Annotated in this window: 20 protein-coding genes; 5 read left to right on the top strand and 15 right to left on the bottom strand. The window is 70.3% G+C overall.

What is annotated here, in order from left to right:
* Positions 1-65 precede the first annotated feature (65 nt).
* Entirely contained in the window at positions 66-686 is a 621-nt protein-coding gene (locus GXN78_RS15105) for a hypothetical protein (protein WP_239142720.1), read from the top strand.
* On the opposite strand, the gene GXN78_RS15100 is transcribed toward GXN78_RS15105, so the two are convergent.
* The 3 genes from GXN78_RS15100 to GXN78_RS15090 are packed head-to-tail and all read right to left on the bottom strand — an operon-like array spanning position 676 to position 4,481.
* Positions 676-2,076 (bottom strand): class II fumarate hydratase, encoded by a 1,401-nt coding sequence (locus tag GXN78_RS15100; protein ID WP_106560632.1) that lies wholly within the window; start codon positions 2,074-2,076, stop codon positions 676-678. The two genes, GXN78_RS15105 and GXN78_RS15100, sit on opposite strands and share 11 nt — an antisense overlap.
* Before the next feature lie 6 nt (positions 2,077-2,082).
* Positions 2,083-3,060 carry a tripartite tricarboxylate transporter substrate-binding protein gene (locus tag GXN78_RS15095; RefSeq protein WP_106560636.1) on the bottom strand — a complete coding sequence of 326 codons (978 nt, stop codon included), beginning with the start codon at positions 3,058-3,060 and terminating at the stop codon, positions 2,083-2,085.
* Positions 3,061-3,104: 44 nt separating this feature from the next.
* Positions 3,105-4,481, bottom strand: a complete 1,377-nt coding sequence (locus tag GXN78_RS15090; protein WP_106560631.1) for an adenylosuccinate lyase family protein — start codon at positions 4,479-4,481, stop codon at positions 3,105-3,107.
* A 93-nt stretch (positions 4,482-4,574) separates the two neighbouring features.
* Here GXN78_RS15090 and GXN78_RS15085 point away from each other — a divergent pair, with 93 nt between their 5' ends.
* From GXN78_RS15085 to GXN78_RS15075, 3 genes are all read left to right on the top strand, one after another.
* A complete protein-coding gene (locus tag GXN78_RS15085; protein WP_106560630.1) occupies positions 4,575-5,306 on the top strand; it encodes a GntR family transcriptional regulator in 732 nt (243 codons plus the stop codon).
* Between the two features lie 25 nt (positions 5,307-5,331).
* Positions 5,332-6,030, top strand: coding sequence for an AraC family transcriptional regulator (locus GXN78_RS15080; RefSeq protein ID WP_106560629.1), 699 nt, complete (start codon positions 5,332-5,334; stop codon positions 6,028-6,030).
* Positions 6,031-6,094: 64 nt separating this feature from the next.
* Positions 6,095-6,946, top strand: a complete 852-nt coding sequence (locus tag GXN78_RS15075; RefSeq protein ID WP_106560628.1) for a DMT family transporter — start codon at positions 6,095-6,097, stop codon at positions 6,944-6,946.
* Between the two features lie 9 nt (positions 6,947-6,955).
* Here GXN78_RS15075 and GXN78_RS15070 read toward each other — a convergent pair whose 3' ends face one another.
* From GXN78_RS15070 to GXN78_RS15040, 7 genes are all read right to left on the bottom strand, one after another.
* Positions 6,956-7,999 (bottom strand): NADP-dependent oxidoreductase, encoded by a 1,044-nt coding sequence (locus GXN78_RS15070; RefSeq protein WP_106560627.1) that lies wholly within the window; start codon positions 7,997-7,999, stop codon positions 6,956-6,958.
* A gap of 81 nt (positions 8,000-8,080) precedes the next feature.
* Positions 8,081-9,532, bottom strand: a complete 1,452-nt coding sequence (locus tag GXN78_RS15065) for an aldehyde dehydrogenase (protein WP_106560626.1) — start codon at positions 9,530-9,532, stop codon at positions 8,081-8,083.
* Between the two features lie 32 nt (positions 9,533-9,564).
* Positions 9,565-10,272 carry an ABC transporter ATP-binding protein gene (locus tag GXN78_RS15060; RefSeq protein ID WP_106560625.1) on the bottom strand — a complete coding sequence of 236 codons (708 nt, stop codon included), beginning with the start codon at positions 10,270-10,272 and terminating at the stop codon, positions 9,565-9,567.
* Complete coding sequence (locus tag GXN78_RS15055; protein ID WP_106560624.1) at positions 10,269-11,024, bottom strand: ABC transporter ATP-binding protein; 756 nt, start codon at positions 11,022-11,024, stop codon at positions 10,269-10,271. Before GXN78_RS15055 ends, GXN78_RS15060 begins: the two co-directional genes overlap by 4 nt.
* On the bottom strand, positions 11,017-11,943 hold the full coding sequence (locus GXN78_RS15050; protein ID WP_106560623.1) for a branched-chain amino acid ABC transporter permease: 927 nt from the start codon (positions 11,941-11,943) through the stop codon (positions 11,017-11,019). Before GXN78_RS15050 ends, GXN78_RS15055 begins: the two co-directional genes overlap by 8 nt.
* On the bottom strand, positions 11,940-12,815 hold the full coding sequence (locus tag GXN78_RS15045; protein WP_106560622.1) for a branched-chain amino acid ABC transporter permease: 876 nt from the start codon (positions 12,813-12,815) through the stop codon (positions 11,940-11,942). The genes GXN78_RS15050 and GXN78_RS15045 overlap by 4 nt, the downstream gene beginning before the upstream one ends.
* Before the next feature lie 4 nt (positions 12,816-12,819).
* Positions 12,820-14,010: an amino acid ABC transporter substrate-binding protein gene (locus GXN78_RS15040; RefSeq protein ID WP_106560621.1), complete on the bottom strand. Its 1,191-nt coding sequence runs from the start codon at positions 14,008-14,010 to the stop codon at positions 12,820-12,822.
* A gap of 224 nt (positions 14,011-14,234) precedes the next feature.
* On the opposite strand from GXN78_RS15040, the gene GXN78_RS15035 reads away from it, so the two are divergent.
* On the top strand, positions 14,235-15,191 hold the full coding sequence (locus GXN78_RS15035) for a helix-turn-helix domain-containing protein (protein WP_106560620.1): 957 nt from the start codon (positions 14,235-14,237) through the stop codon (positions 15,189-15,191).
* Here the strand turns inward: GXN78_RS15035 and GXN78_RS15030 are convergent.
* The 5 genes from GXN78_RS15030 to ptsP all read right to left on the bottom strand — a co-directional run bounded on the left by GXN78_RS15030 (position 15,166) and on the right by ptsP (position 20,100).
* On the bottom strand, positions 15,166-16,464 hold the full coding sequence (locus tag GXN78_RS15030; RefSeq protein WP_239142719.1) for an ATP-binding protein: 1,299 nt from the start codon (positions 16,462-16,464) through the stop codon (positions 15,166-15,168). The two genes, GXN78_RS15035 and GXN78_RS15030, sit on opposite strands and share 26 nt — an antisense overlap.
* The gene (locus GXN78_RS15025; RefSeq protein ID WP_106560635.1) at positions 16,461-17,147 is read right to left on the bottom strand and encodes a response regulator transcription factor; all 687 of its coding nucleotides are present in this window, start codon (positions 17,145-17,147) and stop codon (positions 16,461-16,463) included. The genes GXN78_RS15030 and GXN78_RS15025 overlap by 4 nt, the downstream gene beginning before the upstream one ends.
* A 109-nt stretch (positions 17,148-17,256) precedes the next feature.
* A complete protein-coding gene (locus GXN78_RS15020; protein ID WP_106560619.1) occupies positions 17,257-17,730 on the bottom strand; it encodes a DUF4260 domain-containing protein in 474 nt (157 codons plus the stop codon).
* Positions 17,723-18,187, bottom strand: coding sequence for a Spy/CpxP family protein refolding chaperone (locus GXN78_RS15015; protein ID WP_106560618.1), 465 nt, complete (start codon positions 18,185-18,187; stop codon positions 17,723-17,725). The genes GXN78_RS15020 and GXN78_RS15015 overlap by 8 nt, the downstream gene beginning before the upstream one ends.
* Before the next feature lie 101 nt (positions 18,188-18,288).
* The gene (gene ptsP, locus GXN78_RS15010; protein ID WP_106560617.1) at positions 18,289-20,100 is read right to left on the bottom strand and encodes a phosphoenolpyruvate--protein phosphotransferase; all 1,812 of its coding nucleotides are present in this window, start codon (positions 20,098-20,100) and stop codon (positions 18,289-18,291) included.
* Positions 20,101-20,172 lie beyond the last annotated feature (72 nt).

The following is a 20,172-nucleotide window of genomic DNA, read 5'->3' as shown; positions in this document are numbered from 1 at the left end:
CGATCTCACGCCAAGTCCTTGTCGTGCAAAGGCAAACGCGCTTCGCGCTTGGGGGAATCTCGGGCATGATGGCGCCCACCGTGGCCGTGATGCTGTTCTGGCTCTTCGCCGCGGTGCGCTTCCTGGTGCCGCGCGTGGAGATCCAGCTCAAGCCCGCGGGCGATGCCGAGCCCGTGCAGCCGCGGTTGCTGGCGCTGTCGGCCCTGCTCTTCATCGCCTTCGTGATCGCGCTCGACCAGCGTTGGCTGGCCGCCGGGCTCGGCCTGGTGTTCGGCGCCTTCCTGCTGCTGCGCCCGCGCGTGCTGCTGGGCATCGACTGGGCGCTGCTCGCGATCATCGCGCTGATGTTCGTGGACCTGCGCCAGCTGGCCGAGCTGCCGGCCGTCGCCGCGGTGCTGCAGCAGTGGCCGATCGGCGAGGGCTGGCGCGCCTACCTGGCCGCCATGGGCGTCTCTCAGCTCATCAGCAATGTGCCGGCCACCATCCTGCTCGATCGCTACATGCACGACCTGCCCGCGCTCGCCGCCGGCGTCAGCGTGGGCGGCTTCGGCTGCGTGCTGGGCTCGCTGGCCAACCTGATCGCGCTGCGGCTGGCGAAGGTGCCGCACGGGCTGCGCGAATTCCATCGCATCAGCATCCCCTTCCTGCTGGTGTGTGCGGCCTCGGCCCTGCTCCTCAGGCTTTAACCGATACGCCGGCCATCGCCTTCGGGTCGACCAGCCGGTCGTAGTCCGCGGCGCTCAGGAAGCCCAGTGCGACGGCCGCATCCCGCGGACTCGTGTTCCGCTCCAGCGCGGTCTTCGTGATCTGCGCGACCCGGTCGTAGCCCAGCACCGGATTGAGCGCGGTCACCAGCAGCAGCGCGTTGTCGACCTGTGCCGCAAGCCGCTGCCGGTCGACCTCGATGTCCTTCACCATCCGCTCGGCGAACACGCGGGCGCTGTCGGCCAGCACGCGGATCGATTGCAGCAGGTTGTGGATCAGCACCGGCTTGGCAACGTTGAGCTCGAAGTTGCCGGAGGCGCCGGCCAGGGTGATGGTGACGTGATTGCCCATGACCTGCAGGCTCGCCTGCACCACCACTTCGGCGATGGTCGGATTGCGCTTGCCCGGCATGATCGAGCTGGTCAGGCCGTCGTCCGGGATCACCAGCTCGCCCAAACCGCATCGCGGGCCCGAGCCGAGCAGGCGGATGTCGTTGGCGATCTTGACCAGCGAGGTGGCCACCACGTTGAGTGCGCCCGAGACCTCGACCAGCGTGTCGTGCGCCGCCATGCCTTCGAACTTGCTGGGATTGGGCGCGAAGACCGTGCCGGTCAACGCGCTCACCTCTTCGCAGAAGGCCGCGTCGAAGCCCGGCGGCGCATTCAGTCCGGTGCCGGCCGCAGTGCCGCCTTGCGGCAGCAGGCAAAGGCGCGGCAGCGTCGCGTCGATCCGCTCGATGCCGTGCCCGATCTGGCGGCCGAAGGCGTCGAAAGCCTGGCCCATGGTCATCGGCACCGCATCCATCAGGTGCGTGCGCGCGATCTTCAGCACCCCGGCGAAGGCCGTGGCACGCTCGGCCAGCCGCTGGCGCAGCAGCAAGAGCGCGGGGCGCAGCCGCTGCGCGAGTTCCTGCTGTGCCGCGAGGTGCATCACGGTCGGGAAGCTGTCGTTGGACGATTGCGAGGCGTTGACGTGGTCGTTGGGATGCACCGGCGCACGCGTGCCCAGCGGCTGGCCCAGCAGCTCGTTGGCGCGGTTCGCGATCACCTCGTTCGCATTCATGTTGGTCTGCGTGCCCGAACCCGTCTGCCACACGCTGAGCGGGAAGTGGTCGTCGAAGCGCCCGGCCCGCAGCTCTTCGGCAGCGGCGACGATCTTCTGCGCCAGCGCGGCATCGAGCGCACCGCAGCGCAGGTTGGCGCGCGCGGCCGCCATCTTCTGCAAGCCGAAGGCGCGGATCAGGCAGGCGGGGAAGCGCTCTTCGCCGATCTCGAAGACGCCGAGCGCGCGCTGGGTCTGTGCGCCCCAGTAGCGATCGGCCGGGATCTCGACCGGGCCGAAGGCATCGTGCTCCACACGCATGGCGGTCATACCGCCTCAGTCCAGCGAGATGTTGGTCTTGGCCGCGACCGCTTTCCAGCGCGCGACTTCCGCCTCGGTGTGCTTGCCCAGCGCGGCGCCCGTGTACTGCTCGGCCGGCAGCATCTGGATCGCCTGGCTGCTCATCTTGTCGGTGAAGGCCTTGTCGGTCATGACCTTCAGATAGGCCTGCTGGACCTTGTCCAGCACCGCCTTGGGCGTTCCCCTGGGTGCATAGATGCCGTACCAGGTCGAGGCCTCGAAGCCCGGCAGCACAGTCTCGGCCAGCGTCGGCACGTCCTTGAGTTGCGGCAGGCGCACCTTCGAGGTGACGGCGAGCGCGCGCACCTTGGACTCGGTGATCTGCGGCAGCGCGGTGTTGGTCTGGTCGAAGATGCCGTCGACCTGGCCGCCGATCACGTCCACCAGCGCCGGCCCTGCGCCCTTGTACGGCACCAGCGTCACCTTGACGTTCGCGGCGCTCGCGACCAGCGCCGCGATCAGGTGCGAGCTGGAGCCCACGCCGGCGTTGCTGATGAAGAGCTTGTCCGGGCTCTTCCTGGCGAAGTCGATCAGGCCCTCGATGTTCCTGGCCGGATGCTCCTTGCGCACCATCAGCACCAGCGGCGTGTCGGGGAAGCGGAAGACGGGCTCGAAGTCCTTCACCGGGTCGTAGCTGAGCTTCTTGTAGAGCGCCGGCGCGGCGCCCATGTAGCCCATGTGGCCGACCAGCATGGTGTAGCCGTCGGGCGTCGCGCGTGCGGCCTTGGCGGCACCGATGGTGCCGCCCGCTCCGGCCGAGTTGTCGATCACGATCGGCTGGCCCAGCTCGCGCGCCACGCGCTCGGCGATGCTGCGCGCGAGCGCATCGGTGGGGCCGCCTGCGGCGAAGGGCACGATCCACGTGATCGGCTTGGTCGGGTAGGCCTGGGCCTGCGCGGCACCGACGGCGGCGGCGGCCGCGAATGCGCACAGAACGGTCTTGATGAAACGCATGCTCATGTCTCCTGGATGGAAGGAAGGATGGGGGTCGGGAAAATTCAGTGCTGCACCTTCGCCGACAGCGCGAGCGCGCGATCCACCATCTGCGGCGCGAGGCCGAGGTAGTTGGCGGGGTCGCTCAGGCGGTCGATCGCGGCGCGGTCGAGGTGCTTCGTCACTTCGGGCAGCGCGGCCAGCGCCTCGGCCAGCGTGCCGCCCTTCTCGTTGACCGTTCGGCAGGCGTCGTAGACCAGGTCGTGCGCCTGCTGGCGGCCGGTGTGCGGCGCCAGGCCCATCATCACCGCCTCGGCCACGATCAGGCCGCGGCTGATGCCGAGGTTGTGCTTCATGCGCTCGGCATCGACGATCAGGCCGCCCAGCGCAAACTTGGCCTGGTGCAGCGCGCCCGCCGTGAGGATGAAGCTCTCGGGGATCGCGATCCACTCGGCATGCCAGGGTCCGGTGGCGCGCTCGAAGTCCTGCACCATCGCGTCGACCATCAGGCCGGCGTGCTGCCGCACCGCCTTCGACGCAGCCAGCATCAGCTCGCTGGAGATCGGGTTGCGCTTCTGCGGCATCGTGCTGCTCGCGCCACGCCCTTTCACGAAAGGCTCGTACACCTCGGCGAATTCGGTGGACGCCATGATCATGATGTCGAGCGCGATTTTCCCGAGCGAGCCGGTCACCAGCGCCAGCAGGTTCACCGCCTCGGCGAAGCCGTCGCGCGCCACGTGCCAGGTGGTGGCGGGCACGCCCAGGCCGAGCTCCTCGGCCATCGCCTGCTGCACCTCGAAGCCCTTGTCGCCGAGCGAGGCCAGCGTGCCCGCGGCACCGGCGAACTCGACCACCGCGACGCGCGGGCGCAATTCGGCCAGGCGCTGCTGGTGGCGATCGAACATCGCGAGCCAGATCGCGGCCTTGTAGCCGAAGGTCACGGGCAGGGCCTGCTGCAGGTGGGTGCGGCCGGCCATCGGCGTGTTGCGGTACTTCTTCGCGAGGCCGGCCAGGATGGCGCGCAGCTCGCGGATGTCGGCGTCGATGCCGTCGAGCGCGTCGCGCACCTGCAGCGCCACCGCGCTGTCCATGATGTCCTGCGTGGTCGCGCCCCAGTGCACGTAGCGCCCGGCCTCGCCGCACATCGCCACCAGTTGGTGCACGAGCGGAAGGATCGGGTAGCCGACGATGTCGGTCTCCTCGCGCATGTGGTCGAAGTCGATGCGCTCGATGGTGGATTCGCGCGCAATGGTTTCGGCCGCCTCGCGCGGGATCACGCCGACCCGCGCCTCGGCCTTCGCCAGCGCGACCTCGACGTCGATGTAGCGCTGGATCAGGGCGCGGTCGGAAAAGAGCGAGCGCATCTTCGCAGTGCCGAAGGCGTCGCGGAACAGGATCGAATCGACGACCGTGCTGGCCATCGGAAAAGAGGTGGAGGACATGGTGGCTCTCATATGTTCGGACATATTGACTTTAATATGTCCGAACATATCTGCGTTTTGGTGTTAACCCTGAGCCTCAAAATCACGTTCACGATGAACAAGCCCCGCTTTTCCGATATCGCCCTGCACCTCAAGGAAGGCATCACCTCGGGGCACTACCCCGTCGGCACGCTGCTGCCGACTGAACTGGAGCTGCGCGATCACTACAAGACGAGCCGGCACACGGTGCGCGCCGCCCTGCAGGAGCTCCAGCAGCTGGGCCTGGTGTCGCGCCGCAAGAACGTCGGCACGCGCGTGGAGTCGGCGACGCCGCAGGTCGGCTTCCAGCAGTCGCTGGCCTCGGTCGAAGACGTCGTGCAGTTCGGTGCGACGCATGTCCGGGTGGTGCGGGAGGTCGAGACGCTGGAAGCCAAGGGTGCCCTGGCGCGCCTGCTCGGCTGCGCGGAGGGAACGGCCTGGCTGCGCATTTCCAGCCTGCGGATGGACGAAGAGCAGCCCGAGCTGCCGATCTGCTGGACCGACCTGTACATGGACCCGGCCTACACCGAGCTGGTGGAAGTCGTTCGCGATTCGCCGGAGGCGCTGGTCAGCACCTTGATCGAGCAGCGCTACGGCCGGCGCGTGGTCGAGATCGTGCAGCAGTTGCAGGCGGTGGAAGTGCCCGCGGCGATGGCGCGGCAGCTGGGCGTGGACACAGGCTCGGCGGCCATGCAGATCGTGCGCCGCTACCTCGACGCCGAGGGCGACACGATCGACGTCACGGTCACCCTCCATCCGGCGGAGCGCTTCTCGCTCACCATGCGGCTGCAGCGCTCGGCCGGCTGAACGGGAGGACAATCGGCGCCCTCCCATGCAATCGCACGACACCACGCCATGGCCCTCGCACGCGCTTTCGCTGCGGCGCTACGGCGCCTCGCGCGGCAGCCATGCGCATGAGCACTTCCAGGTGCTGATCGGGCTCGACGGCGTGCTGGACCTGGAGGTCGAGGGGCGCGGCCGCCGCGTCGGCGCCGGCGAGGGCTGGGTGGTAACGCCCGGCGAGCGCCACGACTTCGAATCGCGCGCCGGCAGCCGATGCCTCGTGCTCGACACCACCCAGGACCTGTGGGCCCAGTGCGCCGGACGCACGCCGATGGCGCCGCAGCTCCTGTCGCTGGCGCGCTTTCTCGCGCTGTGCGTGACGCAGGCTTCGCCACCCGCGGCCGCGCTGCATCACGCACCGGCGCTGCTGCTGGAGGCCTGGGGGCCTCAGGTTCCGAACGGCCGCCGGCGCGCCATCGACTGGCCGGCCCTTGCCGCGTGGGCCCAAGCGCGCTGGCATCAGCCCTTGAGCGTTGCCGACCTCGCGGCGGTCGCGTGCCTGAGCCCCAGCCAGTTCGCCCAGCGCTGCCGCGTCGAGCAGGGCATGGGGGCCATGCAGTGGCTGCGAAGCCAGCGGCTGTTGCAGGCGAGGCAGTTGCGCACGGGCGGCATGAGCGTCGCAGAGACGGCCCGCCGCACCGGCTACCGCTCGCCGTCCGCACTCACCGCGGCCCTTCGAAGGAACTGAAGACCGTCGTTTCCCGACGATGCGCCGTCGTTTCGCGACGAGCCCGCCGCTTAAGCTCGGGCGCATGTCCGCCGCCACGCTGTACGCCCTCGCCGCCATCGCCCTCTGGGGCACGCTCGCCTCGCTGGGCACGTCGCTCTCGCACCTGCCGCCCTTCCTCCTGACCGGGCTCGCGCTGATGATCGGCAGCGTGATGAGCTGGCCGGCGGTGCTGCGCAACCGCCAGGCCTGGGCGGTGCCGGCGCGCACGCTCGCGCTGGGCATCTACGGCCTGTTCGGCTTCCACTTCCTGCTGTTCATTGCGCTGCGCCACGCACCGCCCGTCGAGGCCAACCTGGTGAACTACCTGTGGCCGCTCTTCATGGTCGTGCTGGCGCCGGCGCTGCTACCGGGGCTGTCGCTGCGCCCGCTGCATCTGGCGGCAGCGCTGCTGGGCTTCGCGGGCGCCGCGATCGCGATCCTCGGCGCGCGCAACGCCGGGCCGGCGGCCACGGATGCCGGCTACTGGGGCTTCCTGCCCGCGCTGGGCTCGGCTTTCATCTGGGCCAGCTATTCGCTGTGGACGAAGCGTGTGGCTGCCTTCCCGACCACGGCCATCGGGCTGTTCGGCCTGGTGTCGGGCGTGCTCGCGCTCGCCTGCCATGCGCTGCTGGAACCGCAGGCGTCGCTCTCGGCGCGCGACTGGCTGCTGGTCGCGCTGTGCGGCCTGGGGCCGTTGGGCGCGGCCTTCTTCCTCTGGGACATGGCGCTCAAGCGCGGCGACGCGCGGCAGATCGGCATCCTGAGCTACATCACGCCGCTGGCCTCGACGGCCCTGCTGATGCTGGTCACGCAGCGGCCGCTGAGCTGGACCATCGCGCTGGCGGCGTGCCTGATCCTGTCGGCGGCGGTGATGGGGTCGCGGATTCGCGCCTGATGGCTTGGCTCAGTCCTTCGCCACCTGCAGCACCAGCTTGCCGAAGTTCTGCCCCGTGAACAGCCGCGTCAGCGCCTCGGGGAAGGTGTCGATGCCCTCGACCACGTCCTCGCGGCTCTTCATGCGGCCGTCCTTCAGGTAGGTCGCCATCTCGGCCACGGCGATGGGGTAGCGGTCGGCATAGTCGAACACCACCATGCCCTGCATGCGCGCCCGGTTCACCAGCAGGCTCAGGTAGTTCTTCGGGCCCTGCGCAGGAGCGCTGTTGGCGTTGTTGTACTGGCTGATCGCGCCGCAGATGATGATGCGCGCGCCGCGCGCCAGCCGGGCCAGCGCGGCGTCGAGGATCTCGCCGCCGACGTTGTCGAAGTAGATGTCGATGCCCTTGGGGCAGTGCGCCTTCAGGCCGTCGCGCACGGCGGAGGGGCCGGCCTTGTAGTCGATGCAGGCGTCGAAGCCCAGCTCCTTGACCACCCAGTCGCACTTCTCCGGGCCGCCGGCGATGCCGATCGCGCGGCAGCCCTTGATCTTGGCCAACTGGCCCACCGTCTGGCCGACCGCGCCGGCGGCGCCCGAGACGACCACGGTCTCGCCGGGCTTGGGCTCGCCGATGTCCATCAGGCCGAAGTAGCCGGTCATGCCCGGCATGCCCAGCACGTTGAGCCACTGGGTGATCGAGCCGGCGCGCAGGTCGATCTTGACGAGCCCGTTGCGCTTGATGTCCTCCTGCGGGATCAGGATGTATTCCTGCACGCCCAGCGTGCCGTAGACGGTGTCGCCGACCGCGAAGGCCGGGTTGCGCGAGGCGACCACGCGGCCGACGCCGCCGGCACGCATGACGGCGCCGATCTCCACCGGCGGGATGTAGCTCTTGCCCTCGTTCATCCAGCCGCGCATGGCGGGGTCGAGCGAAAGCGACAGGGTCCTGACCAGGACGCCGCCCTCGGCCGGTTCGCCGACCGGCTCGGTGGTGAACTGCCAGTTGTCGCGGGTGGCCGCGCCTTCGGGGCGCTTGGCGAGGCGGACCTGGCGATTGCTGAGGGTGCTGCTCATGGAAATGTCTCCTGCCTGGGGATGTACGGGGGAGGCATCGTAGCCCCGGCGAGAGGGCGCGGCGGTAGCGAAGGCGACAGCTCAGAAAGGGTAGTGCCGCGGCGTGGTCTGCACCGTGATCCAGCGCAGCTCGGTGAAGGCCTCCACGCCGGCCTTGCCGCCGAAGCGGCCGTAGCCCGAGGCCTTGACGCCGCCGAAGGGCATCTGCGCCTCGTCGTGCACCGTCGGGCCGTTCACGTGGCAGATCCCAGCCTCGATGCGGCGCGCCACGTTCCAGGCGCGCGCAATGTCGCGTCCGAAGACGGCGGAGGAAAGGCCGAACTCGTTGTCGTTGGCGGTGGCCACGGCCTCCTCCACGCCGTTCACGCGCACGATCGCTTTCACCGGGCCGAAGGACTCCTCGCGGTAGATCCGCATCGCGGGCGTCACATGGTCGAGGACCGTGGCCGGCATCAGCGTGCTGTCGGCGCGGCTGCCGCACAGCAGCCTGGCACCCTTTGCGAGCGCGTCGTCGATGAGCGCATTGCAGCGCGCCACGGTGCTCTGGTCGACCACCGAGCCCAGCACCACCGGGCCCTCGCGCGGATCGCCCAGCGGCAGGCTTTGCGCCTTGGCCGCGAACTTGGCGGCGAAGGCGTCGGCGATCGCCGCGTCGACCACGATGCGCTCGGTCGACATGCAGATCTGACCCGAGTTGGCGAAGGCGCCGAAGGCGGCCGCGTTCACCGCCGCGTCGATGTCGGCATCGTCGAGCACCACCAGCGGCGCCTTGCCGCCGAGCTCGAGCACCGCGGGCTTCAGGTACTTGGCGCAGGTCTGCGCGATGATCCGCCCGACCCTGGTGGAGCCGGTGAAGTTGACGCGCCGCACTGCCGGATGCGCGACCATGGCCTCCACCACGGCGCCGGCATCGGCCGGCGCGTTGGTCACGAAGTTCAGGACGCCCGGTGGCAGGCCGGCTTCGTTCAGCGCTTCGACGATCAACGCGTGGGTTCGCGGGCACAGCTCGGAGCCCTTCAGCACCACGGTGTTGCCGCAGGCCAGCGGCGTCGCGATGGCGCGCACGCCGAGGATCACGGGCGCATTCCACGGCGCGATGCCGAGCACCACGCCGGCCGCCTGCCGCACGCCCATGGCCAGGCTCCCGGGCACGTCCGAGGGGATGACCTCGCCGCCGATCTGGGTGGTCAGCGCGGCGGCCTCGGTCAGCAGGCCTGCCGCGAGGTGGACGTTGAAGCCGGCCCACATCGCGGACGCGCCGGTCTCGGCCGCCATGGCCTGCACGAAGGCGTCGGCGCGCGCCTCGAGGGCGTGGACCGCCTTCAGCAGCAGGGCACGGCGCTCGCCGGGGCCAGTCTGCGACCAGGCCGGAAAGGCCTGGGCGGCGGCGTCGACCGCGGCGACCGCATCCGCCGGCGTGGCCGCGGGCGCGACGGTGGCGATGCTGCCGTCCAGGGGATTGCGGCGTTCGAAGGTGGCGCCACCGGTGGCCGAACGGCGCTCGCCGGCGATGAGCATGGAAAGTGTCGTCATCAGGAAGTCCTCGGGGTCAGGAAACGGTGGATTCAGGCGACGCCCAGGTAGGCCTGGCGGATCACGTCGGAGCCGAGCAGCGTCTGCGCATCGCCGGAAGCGACAACGCGGCCGCGTTCGAGCACATAGCCGCGGTCGGCGGCGCGCAGCGCCTTGCGCACGTTCTGCTCGACCATCAGCACGGTCACGCCCTGGGCCGCGATGCGGCGCACGATGGCGAGCAGTTCGTCGACCATGCGCGGGGCGAGGCCCAGCGAGGGCTCGTCGAGCATCAGCAGGCGCGGGCCGCTCATCATGGCGCGCGCCACGGCGAGCATCTGCTGCTCGCCGCCGCTCATGGTGCCGGCCAGCTGCGTGGCGCGCTCCGCCAGGCGCGGGAAGTCCTGGAAGGCGCGCGCCAGGCGTTCGGCGCGCAGGCGCGGCGGCGCCAGCCAGCCGCCGAGCTCCAGGTTCTCGCGCACGCTCATCTGCGGGAACAGCTGGCGCCCCTCGGCGACCAGCGACAGGCCGCGGCGCACGCAGGCCGTGGCATCGTTCGCGGGCAGGGGCGCATCGTCCAGCACGACCTCTCCAATCCGCGGCAGCAGGCCTGCCAACGCCTTGAGCAGCGTGGTCTTGCCGGCGCCGTTGGGGCCCAGCACGACGGTGATGCCGGGCAGCACGTCGAGGTCGAGGCCCTGGATCACCTGGAAGCCGTGGTAGCCGGCCGCCAATCCCCGGACGCGCAGTTCGGCATTCATCGGCCGGCCTCCATCTCGTCGCCCAGATAGGCCTCGACCACTTCGGCATTGCGCACCACGTCGGCCGGCGATCCGTCGGCGATCTTGCGCCCCTGGTGCAGCACCAGCACGCGCTCGACGTACTTGAGCAGCGTGGTCACCGCGTGCTCGATCCAGACGACCGTGAGGCCGTGCGCGTCGCGCAGCCCGCGGATGCGCTGCGCCATCGCCTCGATCTCGGCCTCGGTGAGCCCGGCCGCTACCTCGTCCAGCAGCAGCACGCGCGGCCGGGTGCCGAGCGCCATGCCGATCTCCAGCAGCCGCTGCTGCGAGGGCGTGACCTCTTCGGCCTGGGCACCGGCCAGCGCCCCGAGGCCCAGCATGTCGAGGATGTCCTGCTCGCTCGCGAGCCCCGCGAGCGGCTTGCGATGGCGCCCCGCGAACTGCATGCCGAAGCGCACGTTGTCGGCCAGCGTCATCCCGGCCATCACGCGCGGCGTCTGGAAGGTACGCGCGATGCCGTGCGCGGCGTAGTGGTGCGGCCCGCGGCCGGTGAGGTCGACGGTGCCCTGCACGACCAGCGTGCCGGCGGTGGGCGCGATCACGCCCGAGATGGCGTTGAAGAAAGTGGTCTTGCCCGCGCCGTTGGGCCCGATGATGCCGACCAGCTCGCCCGCATGCAGGCGCGCGCTGACCGCATCGACGGCGGTGAGGCCGCCGAAGCGCACCGTGAGCGCATGGGCCTCGAGCAGGGGGATCACCGCGTCATTCATTTCGCCGCCCCTGCCGTGCGGTCCACAGCGTCGCCAGGCCGTTCGGCAGGTACATCACGCACAGGATCAGCAGCAAGCCCAGCACCATCATGTAGCCGTAAGGCAGCTGCAGGCGCAGCGTCTCGGCCAGCAGGCTGAAGACGATGGCCGCGACGATCGGGCCGCCGATGCTGGCCGCGCCGCCGATCAGTGCGATCAGCACGGTCTGGAAGCCGATGAAGGGGCTGAAGACCGCCGCCGGCTCGATGTAGGTCCAGCGCACCGCCATCGCGGCACCGGCCGCGCCGGCGAAGGCGGCGGTGAGCGCGAAGCCGGCGATCTTGACGCGCCGCGTGTCCACGCCCAGGGTCTGGGCGCGCTGCTCGTCGGCGCCGATGCCGGCCAACGCGAGGCCGAAGCGGCTGCGCTTGACGAGGATGGCGCAGGCGATCGCGGCGCCGGCGATGGCCAGCATCGTGAGGTACACCGTCTCGTTGGTCGGCACCTCCATCAGCACCCGCCCCACCGTGCCCGAGACCTGCTTCTCGACGAAGGTGACGGCGTGACGGATCAGCTCCGTCATGCCGAAGGTGAGCACCGCGAAGTAGGTGCCGCGCAGGTGCAGCACGGCCGCGCCCATGACCACCGCCACCGCGCTCGCGATGGCGGCGCCGCAGAGGATCACCAGGGGCCAGGGCAGCAGGCCCAGCAGTGTGGCGCTGGCATAGGCGCCGAGCCCGAAGAAGGCCGAGGTCGCGAGCGAGAGGTAGCGCGTGGCGCCGCAGAACAGCGACCAGCTGGTGGCCAGCGCGATGTACATCAGGCAGCTCAGCGCGACCGCGCTGGCGAATTCCGAGGCCACCCAGGGCACCACGGCCGCAATCAGCAGCGCGAGGACCAACCAGCGCCAGGGCTTGCCGGCAAAGCGTTTGTCGTTCATCGCGAGAACAGCCCGTTGGGCCGCCAGATCAGCACGCCGATGAACACGGCATAGGACAAGAGCATCTTGAGCGAGGGGCTGGTGAAATGCATGCCCAGCGCCTCCACCACGCCCAGCAGCAGGCCGCCGACCAGGCTGCCCGCGATGCTGCCGAAGCCGCCGAGGGTGATGACGATCAGCGCCGTGACGGTGTAGGGCTCGCCCATCGAGGGCGAGATCTCGTAGCTCATCGACAGCAGCGCGCCGGCCACGCCCGACAGGCCCAGGCCGATGCCGAAGACCAGCGGATGCAGCCGCTTGGTGTGGATGCCCACCAGCTGCGCACCGACCGGCGACTGCATCAGTGCGCGCACCGCCTTGCCCAGCAGCGTGAGCTTGAGCAGCGCGATCAGGGCCAGGCTCAAGGCCAGCGCGACGCCGAAGAGCACCAGCTTGTTGGCCGTGAAGCGCATGTCGGCCAGCTGCACCGGCTCGGCCAGGTACTCGTAGCCGCGCAGGTCGCCGCCCCACAGCAGCAGGGCCGTGTTCTGCACGAAGAACATCAGGCCGAAGCCGACCATCAGGCTGCGCGCCTCGAACAGCTCCACGTTGGGCGCACCGGCCGCGAGCCGACGGAAGCACAGCCGGTGCACCACGATGCCGATCGCCATCAGCACCAGGAAGGCCGCGGGCAGGAAGACGAGCGGCGAGACGCCCCAGCGCGTGTGCGCCCACCAGGTGAGGAAGGCGCCCAGCATCAGGAACTCGCCGTGCGAGATGTTCATGATGCGCATCAGGCCGTACTGCAGGTTCAGCCCGATCGCCACCAGCGCGTAGATGCCGCCCGTGATCAATCCGCCGGCCAGCAGCTCGGCCCATCCGCTCGAGGACACCTTGCTACTTCCAGGCCGGCTTGGGCATCAGCTGCGCGGTGGCGCGGTTCTTCGGCCACACCACCTCGAACTCGCCGCCCTGCCACTGCGCGACGGTTCCGGGCACGGAGGCGTTCTCGCTGCCCTCGAAGCGCATCGGCCCGAGGATGGTCTTGAACTCGTTCTTGGCGATCTGCTCGCGCAGGGCCTTGCGGTCCAGTCCCGCCCTGGCCACCGCCTGTTGCAGGATCTCGAGGCCGGCCCAGCAATGGCCACTGGCCCAGCGGTCCGGCTCCTTGTTGAACTTCTTGGTGTGCGCATCGAAGTAGGCCTTGGCCTCGGGGCTGGTCTTGGCGTTCCACGAGCCCATGCCGATCACGCCCTCGGTGTTGGCCTGCATCACGTTCTTGTAGAGCTGGAAGGCGGTGCCGACCGAGGCGTAGAAGAACTTCGGGTTGAAGCCCACCTCGCGCGACTGCCGGCTCGCCAGCAGGGTGTCGGGCGGGTAGGTGATGCCGATGAAGGCATCCGGATTCAGGTCCTTGATGGTGCGCAGCACCGGCGCCAGGTCCTTCACGCCCAACGGGTAGCTCTTGCGCTCCACGACCTGGATGCTCGTCTTCTTGAGCGCCGCGTTGAGGGCGGCGAAGTTCTCCAGCCCGAACAGGTCGTCCATGTAGACGATGGCGATGGTCTTCACATTGTTCGCCACCATCATGTCGACCAGCGCGCCCATCATCTTGTCGGGCTGCTGCAGCAGCGAGAAGAAGTACGGCAGGTGCATGTCGATCAGCTTGCGCGAGAGCGCGGTGGGCGCCAGCATCGGATAGCCGAAGCGGTTGGCCAGCGGCGCCACCGCGAAGTTGGCACCCGAGCCCCAGGGCGGCAGGATCAGGTCGACCTTGTCGCTGCCCATCAGCTTCTCGAAGGTGCGCACGCAGGTCTCGGTCTCGCTGCGGTCGTCGTAGCCGATGAGCTCGATGGGCCGCTTCGCGCCCTTGACGGAGAGCCCGCCCGCGGCATTCACCTGCTCGGCCCACAGCAGGTAGTTCGGCTCCTGGCTGACCTGCGCGCCGGCCGCCCAGGGGCCGGTGCGGGCGATGGCGTAGCCGATCTTCACCGGCGCGCCCTGCGCGAAGAGCCGGGGCGCGACGGTGGCGGCGCCAACGGTGGCTGCTGCCTGCTGGATCCAGCGGCGGCGATTGGCATGGGTCATGTGCGTCTCCTCGTGGCGTCGGGTGCGCCTGCTTCCGGGATCGTAGAAAAGGCGGCTTCGCGGCGCTTTGCCGCCTGCGCACAATGCACTTGACCCAGCGTGCACGGCGCTAGTGGTTAACCCGCAAGGGCCGGGCCCGGGGGCGCACCGGACAATAGTTGCATGAGACGCCGCGCCGCTCCCAAGCCGAATAGCACCGCAGCGCGTAGCGCGGAGGCTGCTCAGTGACCGCTTCCCTGCTGCTGTCCACCGACGAAGTGCCGCCGCGGGAGCGCGCCCCGGTGTGGCGCGAATGGGTCTGGCGCCATTTCGGCGGCCTCGAATCCGAGCTCTACGGCGACAGCGATTTCGACGGCCACATCGCGGCCTCGCATGCCGGCGAAGTCATCCTGACCCGGCTGGAAGCCAACCGCCACCGCGTGCTGCGCACGCCGCAGATGGCGCGGCGCTCGGAGGCCGACTATTTGAAGATCGTCGCGCCCTGGCAGGGCTCGGCCGCGGTGACGCAGCGCGGCCGCGAGGCGTCGGTGCGCGCCGGCGGCTGGACGCTCTACGACACCACGGCCGACTACATGGTGGCCAATCCCGAGCGCAGCGACCACCTGATCGTGATGCTGCCCAAGGCGCAGCTCGCGGTGCCCGGCCTGCCGCTGGGCGAGCTGGTGGCGCGCCGCGTGGGCGGCGCGAGCGGCATCTCGCGGGTGGCGCTGGAGACCATGCGCAACACCTACCTCGAGCTGCCCTACATGAGCGAAGCGGCGGCGCGCGGCGCGGGCGAGCTGATCATCCAGCTGGTGCGGCTGTCGCTGATGGAGCTGGCGGGGCAGGAAACGCCGCGCACGCAGCGCGAGGCGCTGCAGGACCGCATTCGCCGGCACGTGGCGCAGCACCTGCACGACCCGGCGCTGTCGATCGACGGCATCGCGCAGGCGCTTCGCTGCAGCAAGCGCCACCTGCACAACGCCTTCGCCGGCGAGGAGGACACGCTGAACGGCTACATCCTGCACCAGCGCCTGACGCGCTGCATCCGCGCGCTGGAGGACCCGGCGAACGCGGCGCGGCCGATCACCGACATCGCGCTGGCCTCGGGCTTTTGCAACCTCTCGCACTTCAGCCGCGTGTTCCGCGAGCACACGGGCGGCAGCCCGAGCGAGTTCAGGCGCCAGGCAGCACGGCGCTGACCGCCAGGCCCGGCTGGGCGTTGCGCACCGTGAGCGTGCCGCCATGCGCCTCGGCCACCAGGCGGCAGAGGTACATGCCCAGCCCGACCCCGCCGGTGGCGCGCTGGCGGGCGCTGTCGGTGCGGTAGAAGGGCTCGGTCAGATGCTCGAGCTGTTCGGCATCGACGCCGGGGCCGAAGTCGCGCACCTCCAGCGCGAGGCCGCCCTGCCCCGCTGCGCGCAGCGCGATGCGCGGCGGCTCGGGCGCATCGCCGCCGTAGCGCAGCGCGTTCTCGAGGAGGTTGCGCACCAGCAGCCGGATGCGCAGGCGGTCCGCCGCCAAGGCAGGCAGGCCGTCCGCGACTTCGAGCACGACGCGCCCGCCCTCGGGATGCTCGGCCACCACCTCGCGAACCAGCGCCGCCACGTCGACCGGCTCGCGCTGCAGCGCCGCATGCGGGCTGGCGAGGCGCTCGCTTTCGAGCAGGTCGCTGATCAGGTCGCGCATCTCGGCCAGGTCGCGCAGAAGCGCGGTGCGCTCGGCCTCGCCCTCGGGCGTGGCGGGCAGCAGCTCGGCATTGAGGCGCGCGCGCGTGAGCGGCGAGCGCAGCTCGTGGCTCAGCGCCAGCAGCAGCGCGCGCTTGGCGTCCAGCATGCCCTGGATGTCGTGCGCCATGGTGTTGATGCGCTGCGCCAGGTCGCCCAGCTCGTCGCGCCGTCGCAGCGGGATCGGCTGGTCGAAGGCGCCGCGGCCGAAGCGCTCGGCGCCGGCGCGGATGTCGTCCAGCGGGCGCAGCAGGCGGCGCACATAGGCGTAGGCGATGACGATCAGGGCCAGCAGCAGCGCGAGCGTGATCCAGCCGATGCCGTGCGGCTCGCGCTGCCACGGCAGGGTGCCGAGGCCGAAAGTCACGCGATGGCCGTCGGCGGTACTGCGCGTGAGCCAGTCGCCTCGGCTCGGCCCGTAGCTGCGCCAGCGGCGCTGCGGATGCGAGTCCCAGTTGACCACCGGGCCCTCGATGCGGATGGAGATCGGCAGCCGCGTGACCAGCGCCTCGGCACGCGCCACGTCGGGCGGCGTGCCGAGCTCGGCCACCAGGCGATCCATGTAGTCGCCCACCAGCGGCTGCGCCGCCTCGCGCCAGCCGGTGGAGAAGGCACGCTGCATGCCGCCCAGGAACACCGCCGCCATCGCCATGGCCAGCAGCACGAAGACGGTGATCAGCCGCAGGCGCAGCGAATGCCGCCAGCGGTGGCGCCAGTGGCGGTGCGGATGCCGGCGACGAGGGTTCACGGATCGCTCTTGCCGACGGCGAGCATGTAGCCCGCGTTGCGCAGGGTCTTGATGCAGTCCAGCGGCTCCAGCTTCTTGCGCAGGCGGCTCACCACGATGTCGACGGCGCGGGTGTAGAGCTCGGCCTCGTGGCCGCGCAGGCGGTTCAGGATGTCGTCGCGGCTCCAGACCTTGCCGGGCGGGTCGGCCAGCAAGGCCAGCAGCTCGAACTCGGTGCCGGTGAGCTCCACGCGCTCGCCCTGGCGCAGCACCTCGCGCCGGTCGAGGTCGATCGAGAGGCCCTCGAACACGCGGCGCTGTGCGGGCGCCGCGGCCGGCACGGCACGCTGGCGGCGCAGGATGGTCTGCACTCGCGCCACCAGCTCGCGCGGCTCGAAGGGCTTGGGCAGGTAGTCGTCGGCGCCGAGCTCGAGGCCGACCACCCGGTCCATCACGTCGCCGCGGGCGGTCAGCATCACGATCGGGATGTCGCTCTCCTTGCGGATCTCGCGGCACAGGGCGAAGCCGTCCATTTCGGGCAGCATGACGTCGAGGATGGCGGCGTCGTAGGCGTGGGCCCGCAGCTTGGCCAGGCCCTCGCTGGGGCGCTGGGCGCTCTCCAGCACGCAGTCGAAGCGCGCGAAGTAGCTCGCCAGCGGCGCGGCCAGGTGCTCGTCGTCGTCGATCAGCAGGATGCGGGGCATGCGCTTGTGATTGTGCCTACCGGCGAAGAGCAGGCTGGTGATCAGGCCGGCGGCCATGGCAGCGCCGGCCCGTGGGAGCGTAGCCAGGCCCCGTCGTGCGGCGCGGGGCTCACCACGGGTCTGCGCGGCCGATGCGGCCGAGGTGGGTGGCGCCGAATTCGCTGCCGTACTTGAGACCGTAGCCCAGGGCGCGATCCAGGCCGATGTGCGCGCTCCAGATCAGCCCCAGCGCCAGCGCCACGGATGCGTCGCCGGCCAGGCCCAGCCCCAGCAAGGCGACCGGCCCGATGTACGAGTGCGCCGCGTTGTAGGCGATGGCGCCCGCGCGCGAACCGGCCAGGTAGCCGAGGAAGCTCAGGTCGGGCAACAGGAACTGCATGGCGAAGGCGCCCCAGCCGGCGCCCAGGTGGATGTAGGCGGCCACCGCCGCTGCGAGCACGGCCAAGCCTTCGAGGCGCAGCAGGATGCGCACGCCGCCCAGCGTGGCGCCGGGCAAGGCGTTCCGGGCGTCGGGCGCCGGCCGCGCCCACGGCGGGTTCGTGGCCCTCGCGGCCGGGAGCCGCGGTGCAGAGAGATCAGCCATGGCGATGCCAACGGCGGCCGCGGTCCATGAACTCGCGCACCTTCTGCTGCTGCGCCGGGTTCAGGTTGTCGAAGAAGTCGGCGGCGGCTGCAATCACCTCGGGGCTGCCGGACTGGATCGTGGCCGTCTTGTCCTCGACCAGCTTCCTCGCCCGCTCCTGATCCAGCTTGGCGCCGGCGAACAGGGCCCGGAATTCCGCGCGCGGGTCGCCGCCGCCGCGCAGCGCCTGGCGCTGGGCCTGGATCTTCTCGGCCAGCACGTTGAGCTTCTGCTTCTGCGTGGCATCGAGTTCGAGCTTGTTGCCCACGCGCTCGACCATGCGGGCGCGGAATTCGGCGCGGTCCTGCTCGGAGCCGCCGCCCCAGCCGTGGCGATAGCTGGAGCAGCCGGCCAGGCTGCCGGCGAGCAGCGCCGCGCCGGCAAAACCGAAGAGGGAACGTTTGAACCAGGGTTTCATGAGAGTCTTCCTTGCAGTGCGATCGGGATCGATCAGGGAGACTCGATGGTGCGAGCCGGCGGCCGCGAAGTCCTTTCGCGGCAGTTTCGGCGTGTTTCGTTTTATTGCGGCGCGGCCGCGGGCGCCAGCAGGGCGGCCGGGTCGTCGGCCTCGAGCACCTGCTGCGTCCAGGCGTCCAGCTTGCTCGTGTCGGCGCGCAGCACCTCCTGCTTGACCGCGAGGATCTGGGAGGGGTGCATCGAGAAGCTGCGCAGGCCCATGCCCAGCAGCAGCCGCGTGAAGGCGACGTCGCCGGCCATCTCGCCGCACACGCTGACGCCCTTGCCCTGGCGCTGGCACTCGGCGATGGTCTCGGCGACCAGGCGCAGCACGGCCGGATGGGCCGGGTCGTAGAGGTGGGCCACCGATTCGTCGGCGCGGTCGATGGCCAGGGTGTACTGGATCAGGTCGTTGGTGCCGATCGACAGGAAGTCGAAGTGCTTGAGGAAGATCTTGAGCGTCAGCGCCGCGGCCGGCACCTCGATCATGGCGCCCAGCTTGACCTTGCCGTGGACCACGCCGCGGTTATCGAGTTCGGCGCGCGCAAAGTCGATCAGCGCCAGCGTCTGGCGGATCTCGCTGGCGTGCGCGAGCATGGGGATCAGCATCAGGATCTCGCCATGCGCCGCCGCCCGCAGGATGGCGCGGATCTGGGTCAGGAACATCGCGGGGTCGGCCAGGCTCCAGCGGATCGCGCGCAGGCCGAGCGCGGGGTTGAGGTGCGCCTCGTCGTCGCGCACGGCCCGGCCGTCCAGCGGCTTGTCGGCGCCGACGTCGATGGTGCGGATGGTGACCGGCATGCCCTGCATGCCCTCGATCGCGCGCCGGTAGGCTTGGTACTGCTCTTCCTCGTCGGGCAGGCGGGTCAGGCGCTGGGCCTCGCGACCCATGAACAGGAACTCGCTGCGGAACAGGCCGACGCCAACCGCGCCGGCCTTGACGGCGTTCAGCGTGTCCTCGGGCATCTCGATGTTGGCGAGCAGGTCGACCTTCTGGCCGTCGAGCGTGACGGCCGGCTTGTGGCGCAGGCGCGCCAGCCGCCCGCGCTCCAGGTCGCCCTGGCGCTGCTTGAAGCCGTAGTCGGCGAGGATGATGGGCGAGGGATCGACGATCACCACGCCGGCATCGCCGTCGATGATGACCCAGTCGTCCTGCCGCACCAGCTGGCTGGCGCTGCGCGCGCCGACCACGGCCGGGATGTCCATGCTGCGCGCGACGATCGCGGTGTGCGAGGTGCGCCCGCCCACGTCGGTGACGAAGCCGGCGAACACGCTCTTCTTGAACTGCAGCATGTCGGCCGGCGAGAGGTCGTGGGCGATCAGCACCAGCGGAGCGTCGATGGCGTCGCGGGCGGTGGGGTCGCTCTCGTCGTCCTCGGCGGTGCGCTTGCGCCGCGGCGGCGTGGGCGCCAGCACTGCGGCCGTGCCCTTCATGCGGTGCAGCAGGCGCTCGACCACCTGCTCGAGGTCGGCCTTGCGCTCGCGCAGGTACTCGTCCTCCATCTCGTCGAACTGGCGCGCGACCACCTCCAGCTGGGTGGTCAGCGCCCACTCGGCGTTGTAGAGACGCTCGACGATCCAGTGCTTGACGCCGCTGGTGAGCACCTCGTCCTGCAGCAGCATCAGGTGCACCTCGAGCAGCGCGGCGAGCTCGTGCGGCGCGTCGTTGGGGCCCATCAGCGCCACGCTGGCCTGCAGCTTCTGCAGTTCCTCGGCGACCGCGTTGCGCGCGATGCGCACGCGATCGATCTCGGTTTCGACCTCTTCCGGCTTGATGAAGTAGTGCGCCACGTCGATGCGGCTCGAGACCACGAGCACCGCGCGTCCGATGGCGATGCCACGGGCGACAGGCAAGCCATGGACAGCGAAGGTCATGGCTGCACTCTCAGGAGAAAAGCGCGGGCGGCGCGCTGATCGAAGGTGAGAAAGCCTGGGGGTGAACCATCT

The sequence above is a fragment of the Variovorax sp. WS11 genome (assembly GCF_010499245.1).
GTDB lineage: Bacteria > Pseudomonadota > Gammaproteobacteria > Burkholderiales > Burkholderiaceae_C > Variovorax.
Note: the sequence above shows the minus strand (reverse complement) of the source record. Positions and strands in the feature narration are given on the sequence as shown.

Bases quoted from the DNA above. Each gene is read 5' to 3' on its own strand.
- GXN78_RS15080 (WP_106560629.1), top strand. From the start codon at position 5,332: ATGCAATCGCACGACACCACGCCATGGCCCTCGCACGCGCTTTCGCTG.
- GXN78_RS15060 (WP_106560625.1), bottom strand. From the start codon at position 10,272: ATGAATGCCGAACTGCGCGTCCGGGGATTGGCGGCCGGCTACCACGGC.
- GXN78_RS15065 (WP_106560626.1), bottom strand. From the start codon at position 9,532: ATGACGACACTTTCCATGCTCATCGCCGGCGAGCGCCGTTCGGCCACC.
- GXN78_RS15015 (WP_106560618.1), bottom strand. From the start codon at position 18,187: ATGAAACCCTGGTTCAAACGTTCCCTCTTCGGTTTTGCCGGCGCGGCG.
- GXN78_RS15040 (WP_106560621.1), bottom strand. From the start codon at position 14,010: ATGACCCATGCCAATCGCCGCCGCTGGATCCAGCAGGCAGCAGCCACC.
- GXN78_RS15025 (WP_106560635.1), bottom strand. From the start codon at position 17,147: ATGCCCCGCATCCTGCTGATCGACGACGACGAGCACCTGGCCGCGCCG.
- GXN78_RS15055 (WP_106560624.1), bottom strand. From the start codon at position 11,024: ATGAATGACGCGGTGATCCCCCTGCTCGAGGCCCATGCGCTCACGGTG.
- GXN78_RS15020 (WP_106560619.1), bottom strand. From the start codon at position 17,730: ATGGCTGATCTCTCTGCACCGCGGCTCCCGGCCGCGAGGGCCACGAAC.
- GXN78_RS15070 (WP_106560627.1), bottom strand. From the start codon at position 7,999: ATGAGCAGCACCCTCAGCAATCGCCAGGTCCGCCTCGCCAAGCGCCCC.
- GXN78_RS15095 (WP_106560636.1), bottom strand. From the start codon at position 3,060: ATGCGTTTCATCAAGACCGTTCTGTGCGCATTCGCGGCCGCCGCCGCC.
- ptsP (WP_106560617.1), bottom strand. From the start codon at position 20,100: ATGACCTTCGCTGTCCATGGCTTGCCTGTCGCCCGTGGCATCGCCATC.
- GXN78_RS15050 (WP_106560623.1), bottom strand. From the start codon at position 11,943: ATGAACGACAAACGCTTTGCCGGCAAGCCCTGGCGCTGGTTGGTCCTC.
- GXN78_RS15090 (WP_106560631.1), bottom strand. From the start codon at position 4,481: ATGTCCTCCACCTCTTTTCCGATGGCCAGCACGGTCGTCGATTCGATC.
- GXN78_RS15105 (WP_239142720.1), top strand. From the start codon at position 66: ATGATGGCGCCCACCGTGGCCGTGATGCTGTTCTGGCTCTTCGCCGCG.
- GXN78_RS15075 (WP_106560628.1), top strand. From the start codon at position 6,095: ATGTCCGCCGCCACGCTGTACGCCCTCGCCGCCATCGCCCTCTGGGGC.
- GXN78_RS15085 (WP_106560630.1), top strand. From the start codon at position 4,575: ATGAACAAGCCCCGCTTTTCCGATATCGCCCTGCACCTCAAGGAAGGC.
- GXN78_RS15100 (WP_106560632.1), bottom strand. From the start codon at position 2,076: ATGACCGCCATGCGTGTGGAGCACGATGCCTTCGGCCCGGTCGAGATC.